Origin of the sequence: Pantoea conspicua (assembly GCF_002095315.1) — a bacterium.
In the GTDB taxonomy this organism is placed as follows: domain Bacteria; phylum Pseudomonadota; class Gammaproteobacteria; order Enterobacterales; family Enterobacteriaceae; genus Pantoea; species Pantoea conspicua.
In genome coordinates this window covers 39,945-64,998 of the sequence record NZ_MLFN01000014.1, presented here as the reverse complement: position 1 = coordinate 64,998, position 25,054 = coordinate 39,945, and the positions used below count along the sequence as shown (strand labels likewise).

The window sequence follows — 25,054 nt, the reverse complement described above, 5'->3', positions numbered from 1 at the left end:
TAAATTAACATATTCTGACGATACGGCGCTTACATGATTGTCTTCTCTGCCTTACAAATTCGCCGCGGCATCCGCGTTCTGCTCGATAACGCTACCGCTACCATCAACCCTGGCCAGAAGGTCGGGCTGGTGGGTAAAAACGGCTGTGGTAAATCCACGCTGCTGTCGCTGTTAAAAGGTGAGATCACCAGCGATGCAGGCTCTGTCACTTTTCCGTCCAACTGGGCGCTGGCCTGGGTCAATCAGGAGACACCGGCGCTGGGTAAAGCTGCGCTGGAGTATGTGATTGATGGTGACCGTGAGTTTCGCCAGCTTGAGGCGGAACTGGCAGACGCCAATCAGCGCGACGACGGCAATGCCATTGCCCTGCTGCACGGCAAGCTCGATGCGGTACAGGCGTGGAGCATCCATGCGCGCGCCGCCAGCCTGCTGCACGGCCTGGGCTTCAGTCAGGAGCAGCTGCAGCGTCCGGTCAGCGACTTTTCCGGTGGCTGGCGTATGCGCCTTAACCTGGCGCAGGCGCTGATCTGCCGCTCCGATCTGCTGCTGCTTGATGAACCCACTAACCACCTCGATCTCGATGCGGTGATCTGGCTGGAGCGCTGGCTGAAAAGCTACGAAGGCACGCTGATCCTGATCTCCCATGACCGTGACTTCCTCGATCCCGTCATCGACAAAATTATCCATATCGAACAGGAATCGATGTTCGAATATACCGGCAACTACAGCTCCTTTGAGCGGCAGCGCGTCGCCAAGCTGGCTCAGCAGCAGTCGCTGTATGAGAGCCAGCAGGAAAAAGTGGCGCACCTGCACAGCTATATTGATCGCTTCCGTGCTCAGGCCACCAAGGCGAAGCAGGCACAGAGCCGCATCAAGATGCTGGAGCGCATGGAGCTGATCGCACCTGCCCATGTCGATAACCCGTTCAAATTTACCTTCCGCAAGCCGGAGAACCTGCCTAATCCGCTCATAAAGATGGAGAGGGTTACCGCGGGTTATGGCGATCGTATTATTCTCGACGCCATTAAGCTCAACCTGGTCCCAGGCTCGCGCATCGGCCTGCTGGGACGTAACGGTGCCGGTAAATCGACCCTGATTAAGCTGCTGGCGGGTGAGCTGGAGGCGATGGAGGGCAAGATGGGGCTGGCGAAAGGGATCAAGCTCGGTTACTTCGCGCAGCATCAGCTGGAATACCTGCGGGCCGATGAGTCACCGCTGCAGCATCTGTCGCGCATTGCGCCAAACGTGCTGGAACAGCAGCTACGTGATTATCTGGGCGGCTTCGATTTCCGTGGCGATAAAGTCACGGAGATCACCGAGCGCTTCTCCGGCGGTGAGAAAGCGCGCCTGGTGCTGGCACTGATTGTCTGGCAGCGCCCTAACCTGCTGCTGCTCGATGAACCGACCAACCACCTGGATCTCGATATGCGTCAGGCGCTGACCGAAGCGTTGATCGATTTCGAAGGGGCGCTGGTGGTGGTCTCGCACGATCGTCACCTGCTGCGCGCGACTACTGACGATCTCTATCTGGTGCATGATGGCAAAGTGGATGTGTTTGAGGGCGACCTTGAAGATTACCAGCAGTGGCTGAGCGATCTGCAGAAGCAGCAGGCGCAACAGGATGCCCCGCCAAAGCTGGATAATGGCAACAGCGCTCAGGCGCGTAAAGACCAGAAGCGTCGGGATGCGGAACTGCGCACCCAGACGCAGCCGCTGCGCAAAGAGATTGAGAAGCTGGAAAAGCAGATGAGCAAATGGCAGAGCCTGCTGGCCGATGCCGAAGCTCAGCTCTCAGACAGTGCGATTTATGATCAGAGCCGGAAAGCGGATCTGACCGCCGCCCTGCAGCGCCAGGCGGAGAGTAAATCTGCGCTGGAAGAGGTTGAGATGGCGTGGCTGGAAGCGCAGGAAAAATTAGAGCAGATGATGGCCAGTTAAACGGCTGGCGTTCTCCCTTTAACCGGGGGAGAGCGCCGCTGACTCTGCGTCTTAAAACGGCTTATCCCCCAGCACCGTTGCCCGCTGCATTATCCGCCGCGCCGGATAGTAATCGGCATTAGCGTAATGCTGGGTCACCCGGTTATCCCAGATAGCCAAATCGTTCGGCTGCCAGCGCCAGCGCACCTGGAATTCCGGCTTAGTGACGTGGCTGAACAGGAAGCTCAGCAGCGTCTCACTCTCTTTCTCGCTCAGGTCAACAATCCGCGTGGTAAAGCCTTCGTTCACAAACAGCGCTTTTTTGCCGCTGACCGGATGAGTGCGGATCACCGGATGCTGCACCGGCGGATGCTTCGCCACCGCCTGCTGCCAGCGCTGGTGCTCTTCTGCCGTTTTACGGTACTTATATTCCTGGAAAGATTTTTTGAAATCGTGCTCGGCGGTCAGGCCGGCCAGCAGCGTTTTAAACGGCGCCGAGAGCGCCTCATACGCAGCAATGCCGCTGGTCCAGAGCGTGTCACCGCCCGCTTCCGGCAGCACCTTTGACGACAGCAATGCAATCGCCGGTGGCGTTTCGATAAACGTTACGTCGGTATGCCAGTTATCGTTATCCGGCGGATTGTCCTGATGCGTATCCAGCACGATGATCTCTTCAACCCCGTCGGCGTGCGGATAGACCGGGTGAATGTGCAAATCGCCAAAGCGGATTGCCAGCGCCCGATGCTGCTCTGGCGTGATCACCTGATCGCGCAGAAACAGCACCTGATGACGCAGCAGACCGTGATAGAGCTGTTCAAACTGCGCATCGCTGAGCGGCCGTGAAACATCAAGGTTAGAAACCTGGGCACCAATATAGGGACCCAGCGGTTGAAAATTCAGACGTTCATTCATGATTGTTCTCCATTCCACGGCGTCAGACGGCGCTGCAGGGCGCGTAAGCCAAGTTCTAAACTAAACGCAATCAGGGCGATGACCGCGATGCCCGCCAGCACCACATCGGTGGCGAGAAACTCGCCGGCTGACTGCACCATAAAGCCGAGACCACGGGTTGCCGCAATCAGCTCCGCTGCCACCAGCGTTGACCAGCCAACCCCGAGACCGATGCGCAGTCCGGTCAGAATTTCGGGCAGCGCACCCGGCAGAATCACCCAGCGCAGCAGTTGCCAGCGGGTCGCACCCAGCGACTGCGCCGCCCGGATGCGCACCTGTTGGGTATTGCGCACGCCGGCCAGAGTAGAGAGGGCCACCGGCGCAAAAATAGCCAGGTAAATCAGCAGGATTTTTGATGTTTCACCAATGCCGAACCAGATCACCATTAAGGGCAGATAGGCCAGCGGCGGGATGGGGCGATAAAGTTCGATCAGCGGGTCAAGTAATCCACGCGCCACCGGGCTCAGGCCCATCAGAATCCCGACCGGAATTCCGATAGCGGCGGCGGCAAACAGCGCGATCAACATGCGGGTCAGGCTGGCTGTCAGATGCTGCCACAGCGTGGCGTCCATAAACCCTTGTGGGCTGGCAATCAGCAGCAGTTTGCTGAATACCTGCTGCGGCGGCGGTAAAAACAGCGGCGCGATTAACCCCAGCGCGGTCACGCCCCACCACACCAGCAACAGCAGTAATACGCTCAGTACGCTTAATGAAAAGCGGGTGGAAAAAGGCCAGCGCAGTCGGCGTCGCACCGGCAGGGTTTTGTCGTTGATTAACGCACTCATGCGAACGCCTCCCGTTGCTCAAACACCCGGCTCAGCACATATTCGCGCTGAGCAATAAACTGCGGATCGGATTTGATGCTGCGGCACGGCTCCCCATCGGCAAAGCGCTGACCAAAATCGGGCCGCAGCCGCTCGACAATGCGTCCAGGTCCCGGCGACAGCAGAATCAGTTCGCTGGCGAGAAAATCGCCTCTTCAATATCGTGGGTAATCAGCAGGATCTGTTTGCCGCTGTCGCGCCACAGCGTCAGCAACAAGGTCTGCATCTGTTCGCGAGTAAAAGCATCAAGCGCGCCAAACGGCTCATCCAGCAGCAGCAGGCGCGGATCGGTCGCCAGCGCGCGCGCAATGCCAACCCGCTGCCGCTGACCGCCTGATAACTGCCAGATTGCCCGCTTTTCCGCCCCTTCCAGTCCGACCTGCCTGATCAGCCGGCGCGCAATGGCTTCACGCTCCTGACGCGCCATGCCAGCCAGTTGCAAACCGAAGGCGACGTTATCCAGCACGTTACGCCACGGCAGTAAGCCTTCATGCTGAAACACCACGCCGCGGTCAGCCCCCGGTCCGGTGACCGGCTGGTTATCCAGCGTGATACTGCCCGATTCCACCGGCAAAAAACCGGCCACCAGGTTGAGCAGCGTGGTCTTGCCGCAGCCTGACGGCCCCAGCACCACCAGCAGTTCACGGCGATCGAGCTGCAGATTGATATCCTGCAACACCGGTTGCCCGGCATAACGCGCATTCAGATGAGCGATGCGTAGCATGGGGGGACTCCTTAAGGTTTGGCTAACGGCTCAACAAAGCGGGAGGTGACATAACTGCTGTAATCGTTATCCGCCTGCGGCACTCTGCCCTGTGCTTTCAGAAATTGCGCCGTATCGACAATCGCTTTGTTGACCGGCTTGCCCAGCTGCTCAACCTGCTGTTGCGCCGTCAGGTAGGTGTTGCCTTTCACCAGGCCAGGCACCTGCGTTTCGGGCACGCCGCTCAGGCGTGACAGTTTGCTGAGGTTATCGGGCTGCTTTAGCCAGCTGTCAGGATTGTCGAGGTAGGCTTGTTGTGCTGCCAGCGCGCTGCGGGCAAAAGCGGTGACGATCTCCGGATGCTGCTGAGCAAAGTCTTTGCGCACCACCCAGACGTCGAGGGTGGGCGATCCCCAGCTTCCCACCTGCGCCGAATCGGTTAACACTTTGCCGTTTTTCTCCAGCTCATTGACGGCAGGCGCCCAGACGTAAGCACCATCAATGTCACCACGCTGCCAGGCGGCAATAATGGCGGGCGGTTGCAGATTGACCAGCTGCACCTGCGACGGCTTGATACCCCAGTGTTTCAGGGCTGCCAGCAGGCTGTAATGGGTGGTTGAAATAAACGGCACGGCGATGCGCTTACCAATCAGATCCTGCGGCGTGGCGATGTTCTTCTTCACCACCAGCGCTTCAGAATTACCGAGCTGGGAAGCGAGCAGAAACGCTTCGATCGGCAGTTTCTGCGCCGCGGCTACGGCCAGCGGGCTGGAACCAATATTACCTATCTGCACGTCACCGGATGCCAGCGCCCGCAGTACGCCGGCACCACTGTCGAACTTGCGCCAGTCGACGCTGGCCCCACTCTCGCTGGCGAAACGGTTGTCAGCCTGCGCCACTTTAGCGGGTTCGGCTGACGTCTGATACGCGACGGTGACATTGACCGCATCTGCCCGAAAGGCCAGCAGCGCCAGCGCTGCAGCTAATAACGTTAAACGTACTGTGACTGCCATGATTGCTACCCCACCCTTTTTATGATGGCAGCAGTGTCTCTGGCGGCAATAGTTTCACCAAGGAATTAAAAATTATCCCTAATAGAAATAAGTTCTTAGATCACTATCTGCAAAACAAAGTTAAAAAGCGCAAATGCTGGAAAACAGTGCCAGCATGAAAAATGTCAGGCGCTCACATTCGGCCTGTGCTATTGATATGCGTTCCCGTTTATTGTTTGTGAAAGGTCTGTGTGTCCGATGTCGATTGAGAAAGTCGCTCAGCTGGCTGGCGTCTCTAAAGCCACGGTGTCGCGGGTTCTCAACGCCCATCCCGGCGTCAAACCCGATACGCGTGAGAAAGTGCTGTCGGCTATCGCCGCCTGTGACTACCAGCCCAATTTATTAGCCCGGCAGCTGCGCACCGCGCAAAGCCACATGTTGCTGGTGTTGATTTCCGATATCACCAACCCCTTCTGCTCGCGCGTGGTACAGGGGATTGAAGCCGAAGCGGAACTGCACGGCTATCACATCCTGCTCTGCCACTCTGCGTCGCAACTACAGCGAGAAGCCGCCTATCTTACGCTGCTGACCGGCAAAGTCGTGGATGGGGTCATCACCATGGATGCAGCCTCGGGACTGCAGGATCTCCAGAACATTATCGCGGGCGCGCCCTGGGTGCAGTGTTCGGAGTTCGATCCAGCGATCCCGGCCTCCTCTGTCACCATTGATCATCTCGACGCCGCGCGCGATACCGTGCACTACCTTGCCGGTAAGGGTCGCAAACGCATCGGGCTGGTGAATGGGGATATGCGCTATCTCTATTCGCATCATCGTGAACAGGGCTACCATCAGGCAATCAGCGCACTGGGACTGGAATGGTCGGGTGTCGCCTACGCCAGCGATATCTCTACCGAAGCGGGCAGCCTGGCACTGCAGCAACTGCTGGCGCTGCCACAACCGCCAGATGCGGTGTTTGCGGTGTCAGATGTGCTGGCGGTAGGGGTGATCCATGCGGCGCTGGAAGCGGGACTGCGGATACCGGACGATCTGGCGGTGGTCGGTTTTGACGGCATTCCCTTTACCCGCAGCCTTAACCCGCCGCTGACCACCATCGAACAACCGATGTATCAGCTCGGTGCGCGAAGCGTGCAGCTGCTGTTGCAGAAAATTCGCCAGCCGCACGCCCCGGTGATCCGCGAGGTATTGCCCTGGACGCGCGTCGAACGCGCCTCCAGTTAACTCAGTGCCAGATCAGCAGCACGCAGGCCGCCGTCAGCAGCCCCATTGAAAGGTTGAAGATTTTCCAGGCGCGACGGCTGCGTAGAATACGGCCAATCATCGCGCCGAATCCCATCCAGATCAGCCCGGAAACCAGGTTGACAATAAACATGCCAAGACTGATCGCCATCACCGAATGGCGATAGGCCTCTCCAGCCAGGCTAAAGCTGCGACCGCGCCCAGTGCCATCAGCCAGGCTTTGGGATTAATCAATTGCAGTAAGCCACCCTGCCAGAACGGCATCGGTTTAACCGGTGCCTGATCGGTATCCAGCTTTTCATAGCTGGCCGTGGCAATTTTCCAGGCCAGCCACAGCAGATAGAGACTACCGGCGATTTTCAGCACCAGATGCAGCGAGGGATAGAGCAGAATCAGTCCGCCGACGCCAAACGCCACCATCAGCAGCATCACCTGCATCCCAATCATGATGCCAATCATCAGGGGAAGCGTACGCAGGAAGCCAAAATTGGCGCCGCCTGCGGTAAGTAACATATTATTAGGGCCTGGCGTGATTGCGGCGACCCAAAGGAATCCTAACATCGACAAGAAAAGACTGAGTTCCATAGCAATCGGGTGCTCCTCACCCCCAGCAAGCAAAAAACCTATCGAAGCTAACAGTGTGATATGGATCAGACAAGCTTTTACAACATGAAATTTAGCGCACCGGAAGCCGGGAATTTTACGCCGCTGGCCGGGCTGCGTAATGCACATCTGCAAACGGTGTTGCCCCGTCTTCTGCGGCAGCAGATCAATCTGGATCCGCACTGGCAGCGTCTTGATCTGCCCGATGGCGATTTTGTCGATCTCGCCTGGAGTGAAGATCCGCAGCTGGCGCAGCACAAACCCCGGGTGGTGCTGTTTCACGGGCTGGAAGGCAGCTTCCACAGCCCCTATATCCACGGGCTGATGGCGATCTGTCACGCGTGCGGCTGGCTGGCAGTGGTGATGCATTTCCGCGGCTGCAGCGGCGAACCTAACCGGCTGAACCGCATCTATCACTCCGGCGAAACCGAAGATGCACGCTATTTTCTGCACTGGCTGCAATCCCACTGGGGCCGGGTACCGACCGTCGCGGTGGGCTTTTCACTGGGCGGCAATATGCTGGGCTGCCTGCTGGGTCAGCAGGGATCGGATGCGCCGGTTGATGCCGGCGTCATTGTCTCTGCGCCGCTGCTGCTGGAACCGTGCAGCATCAGGCTGGAGCGCGGTTTCTCGCGCTTTTATCAATACTATCTGCTGGCACAGCTAAAGAAGAATGCCCGGCGTAAACTGTATGCCTGGCCAGAAACGTTGCCGGTCGATCTGGCGCAGCTCAACGCGCTGCGGCGTCTGCGCGACTTCGATGATGCGATTACCGCCCGCGCCCACGGCTTTACTGACGCTACCGATTATTACCAGCGCGCCAGCGCCCTGCCCTGGCTGAAACAGGTCGCTAAGCCGCTGCTGATCATTCATGCCAAAGATGACCCGTTCATGAGTGACGAGGTGATACCGCACAGCAGCCAGTTATCTGCCACTATTACTTATCAGCTGACCCCACACGGCGGTCACGTTGGCTTTGTCGGCGGGACATTGCGCCAGCCCGAAATGTGGCTTGAACAGCGCATACCCCAATGGATTACCCCTTTTCTGGATACCTGACGTTGTGATTATTCCCTGGCAACAGGTCTCACCTGAGACACTTGAAAATCTGATTGAAACCTTCGTGCTGCGTGAAGGCACCGATTATGGCGAGCAGGAGCGCAGCCTGAACGAAAAAGTGGCTGACGTCCGCCGCCAGCTGGAAACCGGCGAAGTGGTACTGGTGTGGTCGGAGCTGCATGAATCGGTCAATATTATGCCGCGCAAAGAATTTCGCGGCTGATGCGCCGATCGGCAATTCATGGTAACAATGCCCATGGCCCGACCTCACAGGGAGCTTTTTTATGTCTGCACGTCATCCGATAATTGCCGTCACCGGTTCCAGCGGCGCGGGAACCACCACCACCAGCCTTGCGTTCCGTAAAATCTTTCAGCAGCTCGATCTGCACGCTGCCGAACTGGAAGGCGACAGTTTTCACCGCTTCACCCGCCCTGAAATGGATATGGCGATCCGCAAAGCGCGTGATCTGGGCCGTCATGTCAGTTATTTCGGTCCGGAAGCCAATGACTTTGGCTTACTGGAGCAGAGCTTCAAACAGTATGGGCTCAACGGTGAGGGCCAGTCGCGTAAATACCTGCATACCTATGATGAAGCCGTTCCGTGGAATCAGGTACCCGGCACCTTTACGCCGTGGCAGCCGCTGCCGCAAAACACTGACATTCTGTTTTACGAAGGATTGCACGGCGGCGTGGTGACCGCCCAGCATAACGTGGCGGAGCATGTCGATTTACTGGTCGGCGTGGTGCCGATTGTCAACCTGGAGTGGATTCAGAAGCTGGTGCGTGACACCAGTGAACGCGGCCATTCGCGTGAAGCGGTGATGGACTCGGTGGTGCGCTCGATGGAAGATTACATCAACTTCATTACGCCGCAGTTCTCGCGCACTCACCTTAACTTCCAGCGCGTGCCGACGGTGGATACCTCTAACCCGTTTGCCGCCCGTGCCATTCCGTCACTGGATGAGAGCTTCGTGGTGATCCACTTCCAGGCCCTGGACGATATCGACTTGCCTTACCTGCTGGCGATGTTGCAGGGCTCGTTTATCTCGCACATTAATACGCTGGTGGTGCCGGGCGGGAAGATGGGGCTGGCAATGGAGCTGATCATGGGACCGCTGGTGAAGCGATTGGTGGAAGGCAAGCGGATAGATTAAGAGGCCGCAGAGCGGCCCCTGTAGATTAGCGTTCGATCACTTCATAGCTGTGGGTAATGGTGACGCCCTTGCCCAGCATGATGGCAACCGAGCAATACTTTTCTGCAGAAAGATCCACCGCGCGTGAGACCGCTTTATCCTGCAGCGCTTTGCCGCTGACGATAAAGTGCAGGTTGATGTGCGTAAAGATTCGCGGCGCTTCTTCACGACGTTCTGAGGTCAGTTTCACTTCACAATCAGCCACATCGTTGCGACCTTTTTGCAGAATTGAAACCACGTCGATTGCGCTGCATCCGCCCGCCGCCATCAGCACCATCTCCATTGGGCTGGGCGCTTTATCACCCGAATTGCCATCCATTAATACCTGATGACCGGACGACGACTCACCGAGGAATGTCAGCCCTTCTACCCATTTCACTCTTGCCTGCATGATTTTCGCTCCAGAATATGCGGTTTTGCCGTCAGAGTACGCTTTCGCCTGGTAAACAGCAATCCAGAGAAATCCGCTGTTAGCTGAAGCGAGACAACAGAAGACAGTCGGCAAAAGCTGTGCTACAAACAGTGCTGAAAATATTTTTCGTCACCCGATGGCGAAGCCGGGAAGAATGATGCGCACTGCGCCGAATGCAGCCCGAATAATTTCCTGTAAGGGAAACGCTTGAAGCTTTCATCGCCTGACAGGGAAAACTGCCCCCTGTATTTTGGGCACGATTACAACAGAGGATAATAGCGAATGGTTCTCGGCAAACCGCAAACAGACCCTACACTCGAATGGTTCCTGTCCCATTGCCATATTCACAAGTATCCATCCAAAAGTACGCTGATTCACCAAGGTGAAAAAGCAGAAACGCTTTACTACATCGTGAAAGGTTCCGTTGCGGTTCTGATTAAAGATGAAGAAGGCAAAGAGATGATTCTTTCCTACCTGAATCAGGGCGATTTTATTGGCGAGCTTGGCCTGTTCGAAGAAGGTCAGGAGCGCAGCGCCTGGGTACGTGCGAAAACCGCGTGCGAAGTGGCGGAGATCTCCTACAAGAAATTCCGTCAGCTGATCCAGGTTAACCCCGATATCCTGATGCGACTGTCGTCGCAGATGGCGCGTCGCCTGCAGGTTACGTCTGAAAAAGTGGGTAACCTCGCTTTCCTCGACGTCACCGGACGCATTGCTCAGACTCTGCTTAACCTGGCGAAGCAGCCAGACGCCATGACGCATCCCGACGGCATGCAAATTAAAATTACTCGTCAGGAAATTGGCCAAATCGTTGGTTGTTCACGTGAAACCGTGGGCCGTATTTTGAAGATGCTGGAAGATCAGAACCTGATCTCCGCACACGGCAAAACCATCGTCGTTTACGGCACCCGCTAATTCCTGTCACCCACGGCGTGATGGCAACATCGCGCCGTTATTGTTTGTGTTGGGCCGATGTGGCGTCGAATTATTTACCACCCTGAAGTCAATTACGCCTTGCGGCAAACCCTGGTGCTCTGTCTGCCGGTGGCGCTGGGCTGGCTGGCTGGCGACCTGCAAAAAGGTCTGCTGTTCTCGTTAGTCCCCGCCTGTTGCAATATCGCCGGTCTGGATACCCCGCATAAACGCTTCTTCAAACGCCTGATTGTTGGCGGCAGCCTGTTTGCGCTCGGCAGTTTTCTGATTCAGTGGCTGACGCTGCACGCTATTCCTTTGCCGCTGATTCTGTTCGCCATGCCGCTGCTGCTGGGCGTCACCGGCGAGATTAGCCCGTTGCACGGCCGTCTGCTGCCGGGATCGCTGATCGCCGCCATCTTCACGCTGAGCCTGATTGGCCGTATGCCGATCTACGTACCGCCGCTGCTCTATATCGGCGGTACGCTGTGGTACGGGCTGTTTAACTGGTTCTGGTTCTGGCTGTGGAAAGAGCAGCCGATGCGGGAAAGCCTGAGCCTGATCTACCGTGAGCTGGCCAACTATTGCGACGCCAAATATACCCTGCTGACCCAGCTGACCGACCCGGAAAAGGCGCTGCCGCCGCTGCTGGCGCGTCAGCAAAAAGTGGTCGATCTGATCACCACCTGTTACCAGCAGATGCACATGCTGTCCGCCAGTCGGGATCACAGCCATAAGCGGCTGACCCGTGCCTTTCAGGTGGCGCTGGATCTGCAGGAACACATCTCGGTCAGCCTGCATCAGCCGGAAGAGGTGCAGAAACTGGTGGAGCAGAGCCATGCCGAAGCGGTGATCCGCTGGAATGCCCAGACCATCTCGGCACGCTTACGGGTGCTGGCAGATAACATTCTCTATCACCAGTTGCCCGATCGGTTTGGTATGGAGAAACAGCTCAGCGCACTGGAGAAGATTGCCCGCCAGCATCCTGATAATCCGGTGGGGAATTTCTGTCTTTATCACTTCAACCGCATCGCGCGGGTGCTGCGTACGCAAAAGCCGCTCTATCAGCGTGACCTGATGGCCGACCGCCAGCGCCGTCTGCCGCTGCTGCCAGCGCTGCGCAGTTATCTTTCCTGGCGTTCGTCTGCACTGCGCACCGCCGGTCGTTTTGCCGTGATGCTGATGCTGGGGAGTGCGCTGGCGCTGTTTTTTAATATTCCGAAGCCCTACTGGATTCTGATGACCATCATGTTCGTCAGCCAGAACGGTTACAGCGCCACCCGCGTCCGTATCCAGCACCGGGCGCTGGGCACCTTTGTCGGTCTGGTGATTGCGGCTGCTACCTTACGGCTGGCGGTGCCGGAATCGCTGGTGCTGCTGATCATGCTGGCCATTACCTTTATCAGCTACCGGTTTACCCGCCAGTTTTACGGCTGGTCGATGATTGGCTTTACTGTCACGGCGGTCTATTCGCTGCAGCTGCTGTCGCTGAATGGCGCGCAGTTCCTGCTGCCGCGCCTGATGGACACGCTGATGGGCTGCCTGATCGCCTTTGGCGGGATGCTGTGGCTATGGCCGCAGTGGCAGAGCGGCTTATTACGGCAGAATGCCCATGACGCGCTGGAAACGTATCAGGATGCGCTGCGGCTGCTGCTGGGCGCGGAACAGTCGCCGGAAAAACTCGCTTACCAGCGGGTGCGGGTTAATCAGGCGCACAATGCGCTGTTTAACTCCCTGAACCAGGCGATGCAGGAACCGGCTTTTAACGCCCAGTATCTTAAGGATATGCGGCTGTGGGTCACCCATAGCCAGTTCATTGTTGAGCACATCAATGCGATGACGATTCTGGCGCGGGAACATACCATGCTGACCGCCACGCTGGCGGAGCGCTATCTGCAGTCGTGTGAAATTGCGCTGCAACGTTGTCAGCAGCGGCTGGAATATGAGGGTGCCAGTTCGCAGGTCAATCTGCTGGATGAGCTGGAAAATATTAATGAAGGGCCGGTGACGGTACTGGAGCAGCATGTGCGCCGCATTCTGGATCATCTGAGCGTGATGCACACCATTTCATCGCTGGCGTGGAGCCAGCGGCCACAGCATGGCCGCTGGCTGATCAGACGGTTACGCAAAAACTAAATCAGCCGGCGATCACCTTGCCGACGGCGGTCGCAAAGCGGCGCATGCCCTCTTCGATGTCAGCGGGCTCGATGATCAGTGAAGGCGCGAAACGCATCACGTCGGTGCCGGCCACCAGCACCATCACGCCTTCCGCGGCGGCGGCATTCAGAATGTCACGCGCCTTGCCGGCGTGCTGCGGCTTCAGCGCCGCGCCAATCAGCAGGCCTTTGCCACGGATGTCGCTGAATAGATCGTACTTTGCATCCATCGCCTGCAGCGCGCCGACAAACTGCTGACGCCGGAGATCAACGCCTTCCAGCACTTCGGGCGTATTGATGATATCCAGCGCCGTTTCCGCAATCGCGCAGGCCAGCGGATTGCCACCATAGGTGGTGCCGTGTACGCCGGGTGCCATAGTTGATGCGATCTCGTTAGTGGTCAGCATCGCGCTGACCGGGAAACCACCGCCCAGCGCTTTGGCTGAGGTCAGAATATCGGGCTGCACACCGTAATGCTCATAGGCAAACAGCTTGCCGCTGCGTCCCATACCGCTCTGCACTTCATCCAGCACCAGCAGCGCCTGATGCTGATCGCACAGGTCACGCAGCCCCTGCATAAATTCCTGCGTGGCGGGCACGACGCCACCCTCGCCCTGAATCGGCTCGACCACGATAGCGCAGGTGTGATCGTCGATAACCGCTTTCACCGCATCCAGATCATTGAAGGGCACATGGACGATATCGGCCGGTTTAGGGCCGAATCCATCGGAATATTTTGGCTGCCCGCCGACCGTGACGGTAAACAGCGTCCGGCCATGAAAGGCGTTGTGGAAGGCGATGATCTTACTTTTGAACGGGCTGTGACGTTTGCAGGCGTAATAGCGCGCCAGTTTAAACGCCGCTTCATTCGCTTCCGCGCCGGAGTTGGCGAAGAACACCCGATCGGCAAAGGTGGCCTTGATGAGCTTACTGGCGAGACGCAGCGCCGGTTCGTTGGTGAAGACGTTGCTGGTATGCCACAGCGTTTCACCCTGGCTTTTCAGCGTCTCCACCAGCGCGGGATGGCAATGGCCGAGCGCAGTCACCGCGATGCCGCCAGAAAAGTCGATATACTCTTTGCCCTGCTGATCCCAGACGCGGCTGCCCTTGCCTTTCACCGGCACAAACTGGGCTGGTGCATAAACAGGCAAAATAACGTTATCGAACGTTTCCCGTGTGACCGCAATTTTTTCGGCTGCCATGAGTGACTCCATTTGAATGATTGTTGTTCTGCTGTGAAATAATAATCACAAAATATGCATAAAAAATCACTCAAAGGCAAACTATTGCGTCAGGAAATTGTGCAGCAGCTGATGTCCCTGCTCGCTGAGAATGCTTTCAGGATGGAACTGCACGCCTTCCAGCGCCAGAGTTTTATGGCGAATTCCCATGATCTCATCGGGCTGACCGTCACGCAGGCTCCAGGCGGTGACCTCAAAGGCATCAGGTAGCGTATCGCGTTTCACGATCAGCGAATGATACCGGGTGACAGTAAGTGGGTTGTTGAGCTGGCGGAACACGCCGCTGTTGCTGTGCTGGATCAGTGAGGTTTTACCGTGCATCACCTGACGGGCGCGCACCACTTCGCCGCCCCAGGCCTGAGCCATCGCCTGATGACCGAGGCAAACACCCAGCACCGGCAGCCGCCCGGCGAAATGGCGGATCGCCGCCAGTGAAATACCGGCTTCGTTGGGCGTGCAGGGCCCAGGTGAAATCACCAGATGGGTCAGCGGCAGCGCCTCCATCTGGTGCAGGGTGATGGCATCGTTGCGCACCACCCGCACCTGCGCGCCCAGCTCACAGAAATATTGATAGAGATTCCAGGTAAACGAGTCGTAGTTGTCGATCAGCAGCAGCATGACGAATCCAGGGTGGTTATCAGCGCCGCTATTCTACGCGGTTACGCCGGCTCGCTCACCACTTTCGCAAAAACCTGCTCCAGCGGCTGCAGGTCACCCGCGACACCGGCCTGATTCGCCGCCAGCCAGCTCCCGGCATCAATCGCATCCCACGCCAGCAGATAACCCGCATGCAACGCCAGCTGCTCGAAAAAGATGCGTTGCGCCCGGCCATTCCCTTCACGGAAGGGATGCAGTACGTTAATTTCGCAATAGAAATGCGCAACCCGCTGCACAAACGCATCGCGTGGCAGATCTGCCAGACCGTTCTCCTCTTCCAGCGCCGCCATCAGGGCGTTGCCCTCTTTTTCGATATATTCAAAGTGGCAGAAAGGTGTCTCATCGCGCCAGATATCAATGGTGCGTAGCTCGCCGGCCCAGCTGTACACATCCTGGAACAGCGTACGGTGGATCAGCCGCAGCCAGGGTAGGCCAGCGTTACGCGGACCTAACTCCAGCGTGGCCAGCCGCGCAGCGCTGAAACTCAGCTCTGCTTTACGCAGCTGAGCAGCGTCATGAATATCGAGCAGGTTCTTCAGCACGTTGTCGTTGTGCCACAGGTAGGGATCCTGACTGACCGCGATATTAGAGACCATATTGCCTCCTCAGCGACGCCAGGCGTGCTGCCGCCTCGTCGCCTTTTACGGCGGGTTCATTGTGGCTGAAGCCTTCCAGCCGGCAACTGGCCTGATAGCTGGCACTACGCCGTTGCTGCCACAGGGTGGCCTTTTGTTTTTCGGTGAGTTTGTTCGCCATGCCGCCTCCTGCTCCGGTTTTTGCCCTAAGTATAAGAGCAAATTCTGGCTTTGCCGGATGCGGGAAGATGTCGCCATCCGCAGATGGCGACCGGACCGTTAAGGCAGAACTTTAGCGGAGAGGATAACTACCGGTTTAGACGGGACATTCTGGTAAGGACCCACATCTTTGGTCGGTACCTGAGAAATTTTGTCAGCCACATCCTGGCCTTTCACAATTTTACCGAAGACCGCATAACCAAAATCACGCTGACCGTGATCGAGGAAGGCGTTATCGGCCACGTTTAGGAAGAACTGGCTGGTGGCGCTGTCTTTATCGGCAGTACGCGCCATAGAAATGGTGCCACGCAGGTTGCGCAGGCCGTTATCTGCCTCATTTTTGATCGGCGCATTGGTCTGCTTCTGCTGCATGTCGGTGGTGAAGCCACCGCCCTGCACCATAAAGCCCGGGATCACGCGATGGAAAATGGTGTTGTTGTAGAAACCATTGTTGACGTAATCAACGAAGTTTTTCACCGAGACCGGCGCTTTTTGGTTATTCAGTTCGAGTTCGATATTGCCGGCAGACGTGGTGAGCAGAACATGGGTATCGCCTTTTGCGGCCAGAGCCGAGGCGGAAACAGATGAGAGCGCTAACAGGGTAATTGCCGCTGTTAAAGTACGTTTAAACATGAAAGATTCCTTACCTTGGAGAGCTAGCTCAAAAACGTGATTGATTGTAAAGAGCATGTAATACAAGCACCAGCGTTTTACCTATATTTACGCTGCGACTAAAAAAGCGTCAGTGCGGATGAAATCCGGCTATTTGCGTGATTAAAATCACACAACTCATGAAATGTAGATCTCCAGTTTCACTGGTTGTTTATTAAGATCACAGTTCCGTTTACACTTTCTGACACTTTTTGCCACCGGTTTCCCAACAGGTTCAGAACATGACAAACCGTAATCGTATCGGCCTTACCTGGATAAGCTTTTTCTCGTATGCGCTTACCGGCGCGCTGGTGATCGTTACCGGCATGGTAATGGGCGATATCGCGAAAGATTTCCAGATCCCCATCTCCAGCATGAGTAACACCTTCACCTTCCTGAACAGCGGGATCCTGGCCGCCGTTTTCCTCAATGCCTGGCTGATGGTGATCGTGCCACTCAAGCGCCAGCTGATTTTCGGTTTCGTCCTGATGGTACTGGCGATCATAGGCTTAATGACCAGCCGCGATCTCAGCATCTTCTCACTCTGCATGTTCGTGCTGGGCGTGGTCAGCGGCATTACCATGTCGATCGGGACCTTCCTGATAACCCATATGTACGAAGGTCGTCAGCGCGGCTCGCGTCTGCTGTTTACCGACTCCTTCTTCAGCATGGCGGGCACGCTGTTCCCGGTGCTGGCCGGTATCCTGCTGGCACGTCAGCTGCCCTGGTACTGGGTTTACGTCTGCATTGGCTTCATCTATGTGGCGATCTTTATTATGACGCTGTTTGTTGAGTTTCCAGTGCTGCGCAAGCCGGAAAACAGCCCGACCGTCGAGAAGGAAAAATGGGGCGTTGGCGTGCTGCTGCTGGCAGTTGCCGCGCTGTGCTACATCCTGGGTCAGCTCGGCTTTATCTCCTGGGTGCCGGAATACGCCACCAAAGTCATGGGCATGAACATTGATAACGCCGGACAGCTGGTCGGCAGCTTCTGGACCGCCTATATGGTCGGGATGTGGGCGTTCAGCTTCCTGCTGCGTTTCTTCGACCTGCAACGTATCCTGATGGTGCTGGCGGGCCTGGCGACGCTGCTGATGTACTGGTTCGTCAGCAGTCAGGATGCCGGTATGCTGAAGTGGATCATTATGGTTCTGGGCTTCAGCTCCAGCGCCATTTACACCACCATCATTACGCTCGGCTCGCTGCAGACCAAAGTGGCTTCACCGAAACTGGTGAACTTTATTCTGACCTGCGGCACCGTCGGCACCATGCTGACCTTTGTGGTTACCGCGCCGATCGTTGAGAAGAGCGGCGTGCATACTGCGCTGGTTACCGCTAACGGTCTGTATGCGGTGGTGTTTGTGATGTGCGTCCTGCTGGGGCTGGTCACGAAACATCGCTCGCACGGTCACGTCACCCATTAATCTCTCCGGGCGGCAAAATTTTGCCGCCCTCTTCTTATTAGCGCCGGAAGTTGACGCGCTCCTGCTCCCGCCAGTAAATCTCGCTCTCTGCCGGTCTGGTCGCTGCAATCACTTCGCCACGCCGCAACGAATAGCGCACCGGAACCTGTCGTCTTATCGCATCAAAACCGCTCTCTGCAGGCAGAATGATCAGGCTCGCCTCATGGCCGCTCTGAATGCCGTAGCCGGACAGCTGCAGGGTTCTGGCACTGTTGTGGGTAATCAGATCCAGGCCCGCATCAATCTGTTCGTAACCCATCAGCTGGCAGACGTGTAACCCCATATGCAGCACCTGCAGCATGTTTGCGGTGCCGAGCGGATACCAGGGATCGAACACGTCGTCATGCCCGAAGCAGACGTTAATCTCCGCCTCCAGCATCTCTTTCACCCGCGTAATACCGCGCCGCTTAGGATAGTGATCGAACCGGCCCTGCAGGTGAATATTGACCAGCGGATTGGCGACGAAATTAATGCCTGACAATTTTAACAGACGGAACAGCCTCGAGGTGTAGGCACCGTTATAAGAGTGCATGGCGGTGGTGTGGCTGGCGGTGACCCGCGCGCCGTTGCCGTCACGATGCGCCAGCGCCGCCACGGTTTCAACAAAGCGTGACTGCTCATCGTCAATCTCATCGCAGTGGACATCAATCAGCTTGTCGTAGCGATTGGCCAGCGCGAAGGTTTTATGCAGCGACTCAACGCCATATTCGCGGGTGAACTCGTAATGGGGAATGGCTCCGACCCCATCTGCGCCAAGCCGCAGCGCCTCTTCCAGCAACGCTTCACCATTGGGATAAGAGAGAATCCCCTCTTGCGGAAAGGCGATAATCTGAAGGGTTATCCAGGGTGCCATCTCCGCTTTGAGCTCCAGCATCGCTTTTAACGCAGTCAGCGTCGGGTCGGAAACATCGACATGGGTGCGGACAAACTGAATGCCGTTGGCGATCTGCCATTTCAGGGTTTTTAAGGCCCGCTGTTTCACGTCCTGATGACTAAGCAGCGCCTTACGCTCAGCCCAGCGTTCAATGCCCTCAAATAGCGTACCGGATTGATTCCAGGCCGGCTCACCGGCGGTCTGGGTGGTATCGAGGTGAATATGTGGCTCGATGAACGGCGCGCAGGCCAGACCGCCTTCCCCGTCCAGCGAGGCTTCTGCGGGTGTGGGTTGCTGCGGCTGAGCGGAGATACGGGCAATGTTTCCGTCAGCCATTTCAATCTGCCAAAGCCCCTCGCGACAGGGTAAACGCACGTTGTTGATCCACTTGGGTGAAATCATTGCCCGCTCCTTTCTGGTTAAGCGCCTGAGGTTAAAGCTAGCACGATTCAGCCCGCCCCGGGCAACGCCTTTATCCTGCTAACCGCTCCTCTGAATAAACTTATTTCAAATCAAAAACATACCTCTAAATAGGTATATGGCAGGGCGCTTGATGTATATCAATAAGCGTCAGAAATGGCGCGCTATTGTAGCCGCAGATATCGCAAATTTGAGGCAAAAATGAGCAAGCACAATGTCGTCATTATTGGTAACGGCATGGTCGGCCACCGCTTCATAGAGGAACTGCTTGAGAAAGCTGAGCCCGACCAGTTTTCATTAACCGTCTTTTGTGAAGAGCCACGCGTCGCCTACGATCGTGTCCACCTTTCCGCCTATTTCTCTCATCACACAGCCGAAGAGCTCTCCCTGGTTCGCGAAGGGTATTACGAACGGCATCAGGTCAATCTGCTGCTGGGTGAACGCGCCATTACCATTAATCGCGATGAGAAACTGATTCACTCCACTACCGGCCGCGCGGTGCATTACGACACTCTGGTGTTCGCCACCGGGTCTTATCCGTGGATTCCGCCGATCAAGGGCGCAGAAGGCAGCGATTGCTTTGTCTATCGCACCATTGAAGATCTCAACGCTATCGAAGCCTGTTCGCGTCGCAGCAAACGTGGCGCGGTGATCGGCGGTGGGCTGCTGGGGCTGGAGGCAGCAGGCGCACTGAAGAACCTCGGCATCGAAACCCATGTCATTGAGTTCGCACCGGTGCTGATGGCAGAGCAACTCGATCAGCAAGGTGGTGAGCAGCTTCGCCGTAAAATTGAGCAGATGGGTGTACGGGTGCATACCGGCAAAAATACCCAGCAGATCCACCATCACGAACACGGCGGTAAAACCTTAGAGTTTGCCGATGGCAGCGAGCTGGAGGTCGATTTCATCGTCTTCTCGACCGGCATCCGGCCGCAGGACAAGCTGGCGAAGCAGTGTGGATTAGCGCTGGGGCCGCGCGGCGGCATCGCCATAAATGACCGGTGTCAGACCAGCGATAGCACCATCTATGCCATCGGTGAATGCGCGGCCTGGCAAAATCGGGTTTATGGACTGGTGGCGCCTGGTTATAAAATGGCGCAGGTCGCCAGCGATACCCTGCTGGGCCGTGACAACGCCTTCACCGGTGCCGACATGAGCGCCAAACTGAAATTGCTGGGTGTTGATGTCGGCGGCATCGGCGATACGCGCGGCACCACGCCGGGCGCGCGCAGTGTGGTGTGGCTGGATGAGAGCAAATCGATCTACAAACGCTTAATCCTCAGCGAAGACCAGCAAACCTTACTCGGCGCGGTGCTGGTGGGCGACACCAGCGACTATGGCAACCTGCTGCAGCTGGTACTGAATGCCATCCCGCTGCCCGCTAATCCGGAAGCGTTGATTTTACCGGCCGGAAGCGGTGAAAAACCGGCCATCGGGGTCGACTCTCTGCCCGACAGCGCGCAGATTTGCTCCTGTTTTGACGTCAGCAAAGGCGACATCATCAGCGCGGTTCAGGGTGGCTGCCATACCGTGGCGGCGCTGAAAAGCGCGACCCGCGCCGGGACCGGCTGCGGCGGCTGTATCCCGCTGATCACACAGGTACTTAACAGTGAACTCAGCCGCCAGGGAATTGAGGTCAATAACCATCTTTGCGAGCACTTCGCTTATTCGCGTCAGGAGCTGTATCACCTGATTCAGGTTGAAGAGATCAAAACATTTGACGATTTGCTGGCGAAATATGGTCAGGGCTACGGCTGCGAAGTGTGTAAACCGACGGTCGGTTCCCTGCTGGCGTCGTGCTGGAATGAGTATGTGCTCAAGCCGCAGCACGCTCCGTTACAGGACAGCAACGATCTCTACCTCGGCAATATTCAGAAAGATGGCACCTATTCGGTGATTCCACGTTCGCCGGGCGGGGAAATCACCCCGCAGGGATTGAAAGTGGTGGGTGAGATTGCCGAGCACTACCAGCTCTACACCAAAATTACCGGTTCACAGCGCATCGGCATGTTTGGTGCCCGGAAAGAGGATCTGCCCGCTATCTGGTCCCGGTTGATTGCCGCCGGCTTTGAGACCGGCCAGGCCTACGCAAAAGCATTACGCATGGCGAAAACCTGTGTCGGCAGCGCCTGGTGCCGCTACGGGGTTGGCGACAGCCTGGACTTTGGCGTGATGCTGGAGAACCGCTATAAAGGCATTCGTACCCCGCACAAAATGAAGTTTGGCGTCTCCGGCTGCACCCGTGAGTGTGCGGAAGCCCAGGGTAAAGATGTCGGCATCATCGCCACCGAAAAAGGCTGGAACCTCTACGTCTGCGGCAATGGCGGCATGAAACCTCGCCATGGCGATCTGCTGGCGGCCGATCTCGATCAGCAAACGCTGGTCACCTATCTCGACCGCTTCATGATGTTCTATATCCGTACCGCCGATCGTCTGCAACGCACTTCACTGTGGCTGGAAAGTCTCGAAGGCGGCATCGACTATCTGCGCAAGGTGATCGTCGACGATAAGCTCGGCCTTAACAGCCAGCTGGAGCAGGAACTGAACCGGCTGCGCGCCAGCGTCAGCTGTGAATGGAAAACCACGCTGGAAGAGAGCAGCAGCCTGGCGCGTTTCGCCCACTTTATCAATTCCCCCCAGCGCGATCCGGCGATACAGGTGGTGACCGAACGCGATCAGCATCGCCCGGCGCGCCCGGAAGAACGCATCGCCGTGACCCTGATTGAGGAGGCCGAGTAATGAGCCAGTGGAATGCGGTGTGTCAGCTGACACAAATCCTGCCCGCTACCGGCGTCTGCGCGCTGGTGAAAGGCGAACAGATTGCCATCTTTCGTCCGCGTAACGACGAGCAACTCTATGCCATCAGTAATATCGACCCGTTTGCCGAGGCCAGCGTGCTGTCTCGCGGCATCATCGCCGAACATCAGACGGAACTCTGGGTCGCCAGCCCGCTGAAAAAGCAGCATTTCCGGTTGCGTGATGGCGTCTGCATGGAGGATGAAACGCGCTCGGTAGCGACATATCCGGTGCGGGTGAATGCCGGTCAGGTTGAAGTCTGCCTCTGATCTCGTCTGCCGCCCGCCGCTGGTGGGCTTTTTAGAGGAGTGCGTATGGACTATTTTCCGCTGTTTTGCCGTCTGCAGGGCAAACGTTGCCTGCTGGTCGGTGCGGGCGAGGTGGCAGAGCGCAAAGCCCGCCTGCTGCTGGAGGCGGGTGCCGATCTCTCTGTCGGCGCCCGCGATTTTTCGCCTGCTTTCCAGCAATGGGCGCAGCAGCAAGCCATTACCCTGTTGCCTGGCGAGTTTGATCCACACTGGCTGACCGATTGCTGGCTGGTGGTGGCCGCCACCAACGATGATGCGGTCAATCAGCAGGTAGCCGATGTGGCTGAGCGTCAGCGGATTTTCTGCAATCTGGTCGATGCTCCGCAACAGGCCAGCGCGATTATGCCGTCCATCATCGACCGTTCACCGCTGATGGTGGCCGTCTCTTCGGGCGGACGCGCCCCGGTGCTGGCCCGCTTACTGCGGGAAAAGCTGGAAGCGATGCTGCCACAACATCTGGGTCAGCTGGCGCAGCGGGCCGGCAGTTTACGTGCGCGGGTAAAGCAGCGGTTCGCCTCAATTGCCGCGCGTCGCCACTTCTGGGAACGTTTTTTTAACAGCGAACGGCTGGCACAAACCCTGGCAAACGGTGACGACGAACGCGCGCAGCAGCTCACTGACGCGCTGTTTGCGGCAGATTTGCCCAGCCAGGGTGAAGTCACGCTGGTCGGTGCTGGTCCGGGCGATGCTGGCTTGCTAACGCTGAAAGGACTGCAGCAGATCCAGCAGGCGGATATTGTGGTCTATGACCGGCTGGTCTCCGACGAGGTGCTTAATCTGGTGCGGCGCGATGCCGAGCGTATTTTTGTCGGCAAACGCGCCGGTCACCACTGCGTCCCGCAGGAGGCGATTAATCAGCTGCTGCTGGAGCAGGCACAACGGGGTAAACGAGTGGTGCGGCTGAAAGGCGGCGATCCCTTTATCTTTGGCCGCGGTGGCGAAGAGCTGGAGATGCTGGCGCAGCATCAGATTCCGTTCAGCGTGGTGCCCGGCATCACGGCGGCCTCGGGCTGTGCGGCGTACAGCGGCATTCCCCTGACCCACCGCGACCACGCGCAGAGCGTCAGACTGGTCACCGGACATGTGCAGAAAGAGGGCTCGCTCTGCTGGCAGACGCTGGCGGCGGAGCAACAAACGCTGGTGTTTTACATGGGTCTGGCGCAGGCCGCAGAGATTCAGCATCAGCTGTTGCAGCACGGTATGCGTGGCGATATGCCGGTGGCACTGGTGGAAAATGGCACCAGCACCCGCCAGCGAGTGATCACCGGCACGCTAATCGAACTGGCGGCGCTGGCGCAACAGGTCAACAGTCCGGGCCTGATGATCATTGGCAGCGTGGTGAGTCTGCGCGGCAGGCTGCGCTGGTTTTAACGCTGATACGGCCGATAAATTACCACGGCCACAGGACGTAATGCTCGTCTGTTAAGGTTAAATTTGCATAGGCTGTCACGGTCAAACGTGGCAGCTTTTTTTCTGGGCAGGCGTGCCGAAGTGCGGGCCTGAGCGCCTCTGCTCTTGTGCCCTTTTAAACTGCACGCACTGAAGTTTCAGAGCAGGCGGGGGCCGATCAGGGGCAGGCAATCCACAGCGCTGAACAGAATGAGTCTGCCGGGAGAGCCCGCAGGACGCGGGCGAAAGGCGGGGCGGCACAGGATGTGCCATCCCCGGCGGTCCGTCAGGCAGAGGAATGAAGTGAAGGTACCGCGCAGCGGCGCGAGGACCGCCAGCCCCTGAGCGGCACCAGACTGCGTTATCACCTGCCACTTAACTGACGAGCATTACATCCATAGAACGTGTTTTGATTGAGCAATAAAAAACGGCGGGCAACAGGCCCGCCGTTTTTCTCTCCGCGAAGCCGTTACGGCATGGCAACAAAACCCACGGCTTCGTAGACTTTTTTCAGGGTTTCCTGCGCCTGCGCACGGGCTTTCGCCGCACCATCGCGCATCACCTGCTCCAGCAACGCATCGTCGTTGCGGAAACGATGGTAGCGTTCCTGCAGCTCAGTCAGCATACCGGATACCGCGTCCGCTACCGCGCCTTTCAGGTGACCATACATCTTGCCTTCAAATTCCTGTTCCAGCTCGACGATGGTTTTACCGGTCACGCCTGACAGGATATCCAGCAGGTTAGAGACGCCCGCTTTCTCTTTCACGTCATAGCGCACTACTGGCGGCTCTTCGGAGTCGGTTACCGCGCGTTTGATCTTCTTCACGACCGATTTCGGATCTTCCAGCAGACCGATGACGTTGTTACGGTTGTCATCTGACTTGGACATTTTCTTCGTCGGTTCCAGCAGTGACATGACGCGCGCACCTGACTTCGGAATAAACGGCTCTGGCACTTTGAAAATATCGCCATACAGCGCGTTAAAGCGATGGGCGATATCGCGGCTCAGCTCCAGATGCTGTTTCTGATCTTCGCCAACCGGTACCTGATGGGTCTGATAGAGCAGAATATCGGCTGCCATCAGCACCGGATAGTCAAACAGGCCGGCATTGATGTTCTCTTCGTAACGCGCTGATTTATCCTTGAACTGCGTCATACGGCTGAGTTCACCGAAATAGGCGTAGCAGTTAAGGATCCAGCTCAGCTGAGTGTGCTCAGGCACATGTGACTGGACAAAGATGGTGCTTTTTTCGGGATCGATACCGCAGGCCAGATAGAGCGCCAGCGTATCCAGCGTTGCCTTACGCAGCGCAACGGGGTCCTGACGAACGGTAATGGCGTGCAGATCGACGATACAGTAAATGCAGTGGAAATCATCCTGCATCTGCACCCACTGACGCAGCGCACCCATATAGTTGCCAATGGTCAGTTCGCCGGACGGCTGTGCGCCGCTGAAAACAATGGGTTTCATACTTAAGTCCTGAT

The 25,054-nt window shown here is 57.2% G+C and carries 22 protein-coding genes and 2 pseudogenes; 11 read left to right on the top strand and 13 right to left on the bottom strand.

All coding sequences use genetic code 11. The features are described 5' to 3' along the window. The first annotated feature begins 33 nt into the window (after window positions 1-33). Window positions 34-1,938, top strand: a complete 1,905-nt coding sequence (locus HA41_RS07590) for an ABC transporter ATP-binding protein (RefSeq protein ID WP_094120260.1) — start codon at window positions 34-36, stop codon at window positions 1,936-1,938. A 51-nt stretch (window positions 1,939-1,989) separates the two neighbouring features. Here HA41_RS07590 and tauD read toward each other — a convergent pair whose 3' ends face one another. The 4 genes and pseudogenes from tauD to tauA all read right to left on the bottom strand — a co-directional run bounded on the left by tauD (window position 1,990) and on the right by tauA (window position 5,408). Continuing rightward, a complete protein-coding gene (tauD, locus tag HA41_RS07585) occupies window positions 1,990-2,829 on the bottom strand; it encodes a taurine dioxygenase (RefSeq protein WP_094120259.1) in 840 nt (279 codons plus the stop codon). After that, the gene (gene tauC / locus HA41_RS07580) at window positions 2,826-3,653 is read right to left on the bottom strand and encodes a taurine ABC transporter permease TauC (protein ID WP_094120258.1); all 828 of its coding nucleotides are present in this window, start codon (window positions 3,651-3,653) and stop codon (window positions 2,826-2,828) included. Before tauC ends, tauD begins: the two co-directional genes overlap by 4 nt. Further along, a pseudogene (tauB, locus tag HA41_RS07575) lies at window positions 3,650-4,416 on the bottom strand (taurine ABC transporter ATP-binding subunit). Before tauB ends, tauC begins: the two are co-directional and overlap by 4 nt. Before the next feature lie 11 nt (window positions 4,417-4,427). Next, window positions 4,428-5,408, bottom strand: a complete 981-nt coding sequence (gene tauA / locus HA41_RS07570) for a taurine ABC transporter substrate-binding protein (RefSeq protein WP_094120257.1) — start codon at window positions 5,406-5,408, stop codon at window positions 4,428-4,430. A 237-nt stretch (window positions 5,409-5,645) separates the two neighbouring features. Here tauA and HA41_RS07565 point away from each other — a divergent pair, with 237 nt between their 5' ends. Continuing rightward, on the top strand, window positions 5,646-6,626 hold the full coding sequence (locus tag HA41_RS07565; RefSeq protein WP_094120256.1) for a LacI family DNA-binding transcriptional regulator: 981 nt from the start codon (window positions 5,646-5,648) through the stop codon (window positions 6,624-6,626). A gap of 1 nt (window position 6,627) precedes the next feature. Here the strand turns inward: HA41_RS07565 and HA41_RS07560 are convergent. Then, a pseudogene (locus tag HA41_RS07560) lies at window positions 6,628-7,229 on the bottom strand (LysE family translocator). A gap of 60 nt (window positions 7,230-7,289) precedes the next feature. On the opposite strand from HA41_RS07560, the gene HA41_RS07555 reads away from it, so the two are divergent. The 3 genes from HA41_RS07555 to HA41_RS07545 all read left to right on the top strand — a co-directional run bounded on the left by HA41_RS07555 (window position 7,290) and on the right by HA41_RS07545 (window position 9,460). Then, window positions 7,290-8,306, top strand: a complete 1,017-nt coding sequence (locus HA41_RS07555) for a hydrolase (protein WP_094120255.1) — start codon at window positions 7,290-7,292, stop codon at window positions 8,304-8,306. A gap of 4 nt (window positions 8,307-8,310) precedes the next feature. Continuing rightward, entirely contained in the window at window positions 8,311-8,529 is a 219-nt protein-coding gene (locus tag HA41_RS07550; RefSeq protein ID WP_094120254.1) for a YheU family protein, read from the top strand. Between the two features lie 61 nt (window positions 8,530-8,590). Then, window positions 8,591-9,460: a phosphoribulokinase gene (locus tag HA41_RS07545; RefSeq protein WP_094120253.1), complete on the top strand. Its 870-nt coding sequence runs from the start codon at window positions 8,591-8,593 to the stop codon at window positions 9,458-9,460. A 25-nt stretch (window positions 9,461-9,485) separates the two neighbouring features. Here the strand turns inward: HA41_RS07545 and HA41_RS07540 are convergent, their stop codons facing one another. Beyond that, window positions 9,486-9,890, bottom strand: coding sequence for an OsmC family protein (locus HA41_RS07540; protein ID WP_094120252.1), 405 nt, complete (start codon window positions 9,888-9,890; stop codon window positions 9,486-9,488). A 303-nt stretch (window positions 9,891-10,193) separates the two neighbouring features. Here HA41_RS07540 and crp point away from each other — a divergent pair, with 303 nt between their 5' ends. Then, window positions 10,194-10,826: a cAMP-activated global transcriptional regulator CRP gene (gene crp / locus HA41_RS07535; RefSeq protein WP_000242758.1), complete on the top strand. Its 633-nt coding sequence runs from the start codon at window positions 10,194-10,196 to the stop codon at window positions 10,824-10,826. A gap of 57 nt (window positions 10,827-10,883) precedes the next feature. Continuing rightward, window positions 10,884-12,959, top strand: coding sequence for a YccS/YhfK family putative transporter (locus tag HA41_RS07530; RefSeq protein ID WP_094120251.1), 2,076 nt, complete (start codon window positions 10,884-10,886; stop codon window positions 12,957-12,959). 1 nt (window position 12,960) lies between these two features. Here the strand turns inward: HA41_RS07530 and argD are convergent, their stop codons facing one another. From argD to ppiA, 5 genes are all read right to left on the bottom strand, one after another. Beyond that, entirely contained in the window at window positions 12,961-14,181 is a 1,221-nt protein-coding gene (argD, locus tag HA41_RS07525) for a bifunctional acetylornithine/succinyldiaminopimelate transaminase (protein WP_094120250.1), read from the bottom strand. A gap of 81 nt (window positions 14,182-14,262) precedes the next feature. Then, entirely contained in the window at window positions 14,263-14,838 is a 576-nt protein-coding gene (locus HA41_RS07520; protein ID WP_094120249.1) for an aminodeoxychorismate synthase component II, read from the bottom strand. Window positions 14,839-14,879: 41 nt separating this feature from the next. After that, complete coding sequence (locus tag HA41_RS07515) at window positions 14,880-15,473, bottom strand: putative adenosine monophosphate-protein transferase Fic (protein WP_094120248.1); 594 nt, start codon at window positions 15,471-15,473, stop codon at window positions 14,880-14,882. Further along, window positions 15,463-15,633, bottom strand: coding sequence for a YhfG family protein (locus HA41_RS07510; protein ID WP_089562387.1), 171 nt, complete (start codon window positions 15,631-15,633; stop codon window positions 15,463-15,465). The genes HA41_RS07515 and HA41_RS07510 overlap by 11 nt, the downstream gene beginning before the upstream one ends. Before the next feature lie 98 nt (window positions 15,634-15,731). Continuing rightward, window positions 15,732-16,304, bottom strand: a complete 573-nt coding sequence (gene ppiA, locus HA41_RS07505; RefSeq protein ID WP_094120247.1) for a peptidylprolyl isomerase A — start codon at window positions 16,302-16,304, stop codon at window positions 15,732-15,734. Between the two features lie 260 nt (window positions 16,305-16,564). Between ppiA and tsgA the strand changes: the two genes are divergently transcribed. Further along, window positions 16,565-17,743, top strand: coding sequence for an MFS transporter TsgA (gene tsgA, locus HA41_RS07500; RefSeq protein WP_031376798.1), 1,179 nt, complete (start codon window positions 16,565-16,567; stop codon window positions 17,741-17,743). A gap of 37 nt (window positions 17,744-17,780) precedes the next feature. On the opposite strand, the gene HA41_RS07495 is transcribed toward tsgA, so the two are convergent. After that, the gene (locus HA41_RS07495) at window positions 17,781-19,058 is read right to left on the bottom strand and encodes a cytosine deaminase (protein WP_094120246.1); all 1,278 of its coding nucleotides are present in this window, start codon (window positions 19,056-19,058) and stop codon (window positions 17,781-17,783) included. Between the two features lie 219 nt (window positions 19,059-19,277). On the opposite strand from HA41_RS07495, the gene nirB reads away from it, so the two are divergent. Genes nirB through cysG form a run of 3 tightly spaced genes read left to right on the top strand, consistent with a single transcriptional unit; the run spans window position 19,278 to window position 23,551 of the window. After that, entirely contained in the window at window positions 19,278-21,815 is a 2,538-nt protein-coding gene (gene nirB, locus HA41_RS07490; protein WP_094120245.1) for a nitrite reductase large subunit NirB, read from the top strand. Next, window positions 21,815-22,141: a nitrite reductase small subunit NirD gene (gene nirD / locus HA41_RS07485; protein ID WP_094120244.1), complete on the top strand. Its 327-nt coding sequence runs from the start codon at window positions 21,815-21,817 to the stop codon at window positions 22,139-22,141. The genes nirB and nirD overlap by 1 nt, the downstream gene beginning before the upstream one ends. Window positions 22,142-22,186: 45 nt before the next feature. Then, window positions 22,187-23,551, top strand: a complete 1,365-nt coding sequence (gene cysG, locus HA41_RS07480; protein ID WP_094120243.1) for a siroheme synthase CysG — start codon at window positions 22,187-22,189, stop codon at window positions 23,549-23,551. 487 nt (window positions 23,552-24,038) lie between these two features. Here the strand turns inward: cysG and trpS are convergent, their stop codons facing one another. After that, on the bottom strand, window positions 24,039-25,040 hold the full coding sequence (gene trpS / locus HA41_RS07470) for a tryptophan--tRNA ligase (RefSeq protein ID WP_094120242.1): 1,002 nt from the start codon (window positions 25,038-25,040) through the stop codon (window positions 24,039-24,041). Window positions 25,041-25,054: the final 14 nt, after the last annotated feature.